This is a genomic window from Bacillus sp. MYb209, assembly GCF_002975175.1.
Classification (GTDB): domain Bacteria; phylum Bacillota; class Bacilli; order Bacillales; family Bacillaceae_G; genus Bacillus_A.
Window position 1 is genome coordinate 21,766 of sequence record NZ_PCNZ01000037.1, and the last position, 6,000, is coordinate 27,765.

The 6,000-nt window shown below is 36.6% G+C and carries 6 protein-coding genes; all 6 read left to right on the top strand.

The annotated features are described in order from the left end of the window. The first annotated feature begins 128 nt into the window (after positions 1–128). Entirely contained in the window at positions 129–1,196 is a 1,068-nt protein-coding gene (locus CQZ94_RS27130; protein ID WP_142395949.1) for a glycoside hydrolase family 113, read from the top strand. Between the two features lie 88 nt (positions 1,197–1,284). Further along, on the top strand, positions 1,285–1,476 hold the full coding sequence (locus CQZ94_RS27135; RefSeq protein WP_105587985.1) for a DUF378 domain-containing protein: 192 nt from the start codon (positions 1,285–1,287) through the stop codon (positions 1,474–1,476). Positions 1,477–1,686: 210 nt separating this feature from the next. Then, positions 1,687–2,769, top strand: a complete 1,083-nt coding sequence (serC, locus tag CQZ94_RS27140; RefSeq protein ID WP_105587990.1) for a 3-phosphoserine/phosphohydroxythreonine transaminase — start codon at positions 1,687–1,689, stop codon at positions 2,767–2,769. Between the two features lie 12 nt (positions 2,770–2,781). Continuing rightward, positions 2,782–3,954 carry a 3-phosphoglycerate dehydrogenase family protein gene (locus CQZ94_RS27145; RefSeq protein ID WP_105587986.1) on the top strand — a complete coding sequence of 391 codons (1,173 nt, stop codon included), beginning with the start codon at positions 2,782–2,784 and terminating at the stop codon, positions 3,952–3,954. 13 nt (positions 3,955–3,967) lie between these two features. Beyond that, positions 3,968–5,215 carry a DUF1015 domain-containing protein gene (locus CQZ94_RS27150; protein ID WP_105587987.1) on the top strand — a complete coding sequence of 416 codons (1,248 nt, stop codon included), beginning with the start codon at positions 3,968–3,970 and terminating at the stop codon, positions 5,213–5,215. Between the two features lie 250 nt (positions 5,216–5,465). Continuing rightward, positions 5,466–5,843 (top strand): hotdog family protein, encoded by a 378-nt coding sequence (locus CQZ94_RS27155; RefSeq protein WP_105587988.1) that lies wholly within the window; start codon positions 5,466–5,468, stop codon positions 5,841–5,843. Positions 5,844–6,000 lie beyond the last annotated feature (157 nt).

Sequence of the window (6,000 nt, forward strand, 5' to 3'; positions counted from 1 at the left end):
ATTTTGAGATGGAATGGTTTGTAAAGGAGCGGGAGAACCGCTCTTTTTTTGAATTATTTTTCTTATGGAATATATGTGTAATGTTGTATAAAATAATCAAGAAAGCCAAAAATTATAGGGGGAAACTTGTGAAGAAAAGTAAGAGTTTAGTAAGTATTTTAGGAGTGTGTATTATGTTGTTTTCTTTTTGTTTTCAGGGGAATGTACAGGCAGATGTAAATACTGTTCAATCTGGAAAAATAAAATCAGGAAACGTAACGGTATGGGAAGTAGGAAATGTAGCGAAAGTGTTAGCTGATGTGGAGCGCTTGAATTTAAATACAGTAAATGTGCCGATCCAAGTTGATATTCCAAATGTGAATTCTGCTAATATGGTAATCAATCAGGCGCAAAAAAAACAAGCTATTATTTTAATTCAAGAATTATTAAAGCGTAATATTCAAGTTATAGTGGAACCATTCCCGTTTATTCAGCAAGGAAATATTGGAGAAACAGAGTGGAACCCGAGTAATATTAACGATTTCTTCTGGAATTGGAAAACGGTTGTTTTACAAGATATTTTTAATTCCATTACAAGTAAGTACAATATTTATGGGCTGAAGATCGCTTCTAATTTCGTGAATATGGAATATGCAGAAGGATATTGGAATGATACGATTAATTTTGTTCGCCAGCAGTATAAAGGAAATGTTTTGTATCAAATGAACTGGTGGTTAACTGCAAGTTGGGATCCTTCTTTTGAGGCGAAATTTAAAGAGAAAATAAATCGCCCATATTTAAAAAAGGTGGACATTGTAAGTATTGATAGTTGGTTTGAAGTTTCAGGAAAAAGAAATCCATCATACGAAGAAGTAAAACAAAGTTTATTTGCGACGACAGTATACAATCGTGGGCAAAATGTTGTTCAGCAACTGGAACAATTACATAAAACAACAGGAAAGCCAGTATATTTTGGTGGATTTAACGTCCCAGCACGTGAACTTGGACTACAAAACCCGTGGAACCCAGATGTTACGAATGTGTTTTCGAAAGATGTACAACTTAACGGGTGGCGTGCTTACCGAGATGTATTAGAACCGAAGCCATATTTTAAAGGTTTTTCAATTTGGTTTATCGGATCTAATGATAGTAATCATTCATATCAAATACATAGTAAAGAAGCAGAGACAGTTATTAATGGCTGGTATAAAAAATAAATTTTATAAAATAGGTAAGTTTTAGAATCTATTACATATATTTTAGTGAAAGGCCTTTCACCATCTTATCACCTAGGGGGCAATCATAATGAAATTTTTGTCTTACCTTACAGTAATTTTGGTGATTCTTGGCGGTTTGAATTGGTTGTTTGTGGCGTTAGATTATAACGTAGTTGAGAAATGGTTTGGTTCTATGCCGGCGCTTGTGGACACCATTTATTGGCTCTTTGGTCTTTCCGCTATTTATCAAATTTTTGATCGGTTCTTTACGAACAAGTAGCTATTATTCTTTTATTACTAGAGTGTTAAGTACGATTATGTACTTAACACTTTTTTGTATGTTTATAAAAAATAGGGTGCACATGCAAGCGATTCCATCGCGTCTTACGCCGTAATAATGGAAAACAAATTGACCGTGTATTGTATATAGGTTATAATTCAGAAAGTTTAAAAAATAATAAAAATGAGAAATAGGGAGGTTATCTGGGTGATGGAGAGAGTGTATAATTTTTCAGCAGGACCATCTATACTCCCTTTGCCAGTTTTAGAGAAAGTGCAAAAGGAGCTTGTAAATTATAACGGGACAGGCATGTCTGTTATGGAAATGAGCCATAGATCTTCTTATTTCCAAAGTATTATTGATGAAGCCAGCAGCTTACTTCGTGAATTAATGAACATTCCTGATGAGTATGAAGTTTTATTTTTACAAGGTGGTGCGTCATTACAGTTCTCTATGATACCGTTAAATTTAATGAGTACGTATAAAAAAGCTGGGTACGTACTGACAGGATCATGGTCTAAAAAGGCGCTGCAAGAAGCCGGAAAAGTAGGAGAAGTACAAGTGATTGCTTCTTCTGAAAAAGAGAAGTTTACTACGATTCCTAAAATGGCTGATTTACCAAATGATGAAGAACTAGATTATGTACATATTACAACGAATAATACAATTGAGGGGACAAAGTATGTGGAGTTACCACATTTAGAAAAAGTGCCGCTTGTGGCGGATATGTCCTCAAATATTTTATCAGAACAAAATGATGTTACGAAGTTTGGCCTCATATATGCGGGTGCGCAAAAGAATTTAGGGCCAGCAGGCTTAACGATTGTAATTATAAAAAGAGATTTAATTGGCAGTGCAAATAGTGCTTGTCCTACGATGTTAAACTATGAAACTTACAGTAAAAATAACTCCCTATATAATACACCGCCAACCTTTAGTATTTATGTAGCGAAACTTGTACTAGAGTGGTTGAAAGAACAAGGCGGGGTATCTGCGATTGAAGAACAAAATAGAATGAAATCTTCACTTCTTTACAACTTTTTAGATGAATCTAAATTGTTTACTTCACCAGTTGATCCTACGTATCGATCACTTATGAATATTCCGTTTACAGCACCTTCAGAAGAGCTGAATAGTCAGTTTTTACAAAAAGCAAAAGAACGCGGTTTCGTTACACTAAAGGGACATCGTTCAGTCGGCGGTATGCGTGCTAGTATTTACAATGCGATGCCAATCCAAGGTGTACACAAATTAGTAGACTATATGAAGGAATTTGAGCTTGAGAATAGATAGGGAGATGGGGATATGTTTCGTGTTCAAACGTTAAATCAAATTGCCGAAAAGGGTTTGCAAATTTTTGATGGGAATCGCTATGAAATTGGAGACAAAGTAGGTCATCCAGATGGTATGTTACTTCGCAGCTATTCTTTACATCAAGAAGAGTTTTCAGAAGATTTAAAGGCAATTGCAAGAGCTGGTGCCGGTGTAAATAATATTCCTGTTGAGCGTTGTACGGAAAAGGGTATTGTAGTATTTAATACGCCAGGGGCTAATGCGAATGCAGTGAAGGAACTTATTATCGCAAGCCTTATTATGTCTTCCCGTAATATTATAAACGGAGTGAGCTGGACGAAAGAGTTAGACGGAGAAGAAGTACCACAGCTTGTTGAAGCTGGGAAGAAGCAATTCGTTGGATCAGAGATTGCAGGGAAACGTCTAGGTGTTATCGGTCTTGGTGCAATTGGTGCTTTAGTTGCAAATGATGCGTTAGCTTTAGGTATGGACGTTGTTGGATATGATCCGTATATATCAGTTGAAACGGCATGGCGTCTTTCTACACAAGTGCAAAGGGCATTTAGTTCAGATGAAATTTTTGCAACGTGTGATTATATTACACTTCATATTCCTCTTACGAACCAAACGAAGGGAATTATTGGTGAACACGCTATAGAGACAATGAAAAATGGAATGCGTCTATTCAATTTTTCTAGAGGAGAACTTGTAGATGAAAATGCTCTTCAAAAAGCGTTAGAAGAAGATATTATTACACATTACGTAACTGATTTCCCAAATGAAAATGTGATAAAGATGAAAAATGTAACAGCAACTCCTCATCTCGGTGCATCTACGTCTGAATCTGAAGAAAATTGTGCAGTAATGGCTGCACGTCAATTACGTGAATATTTAGAGACAGGTAATATTCGTAATTCAGTAAACTATCCAAACGTAGAGCTTCCGTACATTGGAAAAAAACGAATTACAATTATGCATCAAAATGTACCAAACATGGTAGGACAAATTACAGGATGCTTAGCAGAACATCATATTAATATTGCGGATATGATTAATCGTAGTAAACATTCTTGGGCGTACACAATGATTGATATTGATAACGGAATTGATGATATAATGAAAGAGAATATTGTGGAAAATATAAGCAAAATCACAGGTGTTGTAGCCGTTCGAATGATTGTGTAAAGGAGAGAGAAACTTGGCAAAAATCCGACCGTTTCGTGCCATTCGTCCAGTAGAAGGAAAAGCAGCACAAGTAGCAGCTTTACCGTATGACGTATTAAATAGTGAAGAGGCAAGAGAAGTTGTAAAAGGGAATCCATATTCTTTCTTACACGTTGATAAAGCAGAAATTGATTTAGACCCGGCACTTTCACCGTACGATGATCGCGTATATGAAAAAGCGGGTGAAAATTTAAAGCAATTTATACAAGAAGAAGTGTTCGTTCAAGATGAAGAGCCAGCGCTTTACATTTATGAACTGACGATGCAAGGAAGAACGCAGTCAGGCCTTGTCGTTTGTACATCGATTGACGAGTATGAAGATGATACAATTAAAAAACATGAAAGAACGCGTCATGAAAAAGAACTTGATCGTATTCGCCACGTAGATGTGTGTGACGCAAATACGGGGCCAATCTTTTTAACGTATCGTACAAAAGAAGAAGTGAAACGTTTAATTGCAAGCTGGAAAGAGGAACATGCGCCAATCTATACATTTACAGCGGAAGATGGTGTGGGGCATGTTGCGTGGAAGATTGCAGATGAAGAAGTAGTTACGACTTTAGTAAACGCATTTGAAGACATTCCTAATCTTTATATTGCGGATGGACATCATCGCTCAGCATCAGCGGCAAAAGTTGGGCTAATGCGAAGAGAGCAATATCCGAATTACACTGGAGAAGAGGAATTTAATTTCTTCCTATCTGTTTTATTCCCTCAGGATGAATTATCAATTTGGGACTATAACCGGGTTGTGAAAGATTTAAATGGCTTATCAGTAGAGCAATTTTTAAAGCAAGTTGCGCAATATTTTTATGTGGAAGAAGCAGGGGTTTCACCATATAAACCAAATGAGCCAAAATCATTTGGCATGTATGTAAACGAGAAATGGTATAAGCTCACTGTGAAAGAGGAAACATTTGATGCGAATGATCTTGTCAGGCGTTTAGATGTATCTATTTTACAAGATCATTTATTAAGTCAAGTACTTGAAATACATGATCCGCGCTCTGATTCACGCATTGATTTCGTCGGTGGAATCCGCGGGCTAGAAGAACTAGAACGTCTTGTGCATAGTGGTGAATATAAAGCAGCATTCGCGTTATATCCGACATCAATGGAAGATTTATTAACAATCGCAGATGCTGGAGAAGTGATGCCGCCGAAATCAACGTGGTTTGAACCGAAACTTCGCAGCGGGTTGTTTGTACATTCGTTAAAGTAAAGTGAAACTTTAATCAGTGGGGGTTTTGTCCATCCCCCACTGATTATTAGTTGAACCAATCGGGCATTTACGGGCAGTTATCTCCCACCTAACTCCCTCGCATTCGCCGAATTTTGAGGTGGGAGTCTTACTGACCGTTAATGCGGGATAAATATAGACTTCTTTAGTTTGAAAAACCGAAATGATTTGTAGTTTCGGTTTTTCTTATTTTAGAAAGTAAATCACATAGTGTTTTTGAGGAGGAGTATCGATGAAATTGCAAGTAGGCGAAAAAATCACCTTTGAGCGAACGTTTACAAAAGAGGATGTTGCGTTATTTACAGAAGTATCTAAAGATGAAGGAATTCATCATGTTACACCAGATGAACAAGGACGATTTGTTGTACAAGGCCTTTTAACATCAACGCTTCCTACGAAAGTTGGCGGTGATTATAATGTATTAGCGCGCAAGATGGATTTTGAATTTTTACGTCCCGTTTTTAGCGGTGATACGATTCGTTGTGACGTTATAATTGAACAATTTGAACCTGATGAAAAAAATCGTACAAAGATTATTGCGATGTTTACATGTATGAATCAACTTGAAAAAGAAGTATTGAAGGGGAGTTTTTCAGGGATAATTCTTTAATTATTAGGCATAGGGATCAAATGAAAAAGATGTGATCATTCAATGGGGGAAACTTGGAAATGAGTTTACTTTATTGAATGATTAATTAAAAAGGCCTTTTCATGGTATTATCCCCTTTAGGTAGACAGTGTAAAAAAGACCATGTGCACACATGGAT

Coding starts and splice junctions, on each gene's coding strand:
- CQZ94_RS27135 (WP_105587985.1), top strand. CDS start 1,285: ATGAAATTTTTGTCTTACCTTACAGTAATTTTGGTGATTCTTGGCGGT.
- serC (WP_105587990.1), top strand. CDS start 1,687: ATGGAGAGAGTGTATAATTTTTCAGCAGGACCATCTATACTCCCTTTG.
- CQZ94_RS27145 (WP_105587986.1), top strand. CDS start 2,782: ATGTTTCGTGTTCAAACGTTAAATCAAATTGCCGAAAAGGGTTTGCAA.
- CQZ94_RS27155 (WP_105587988.1), top strand. CDS start 5,466: ATGAAATTGCAAGTAGGCGAAAAAATCACCTTTGAGCGAACGTTTACA.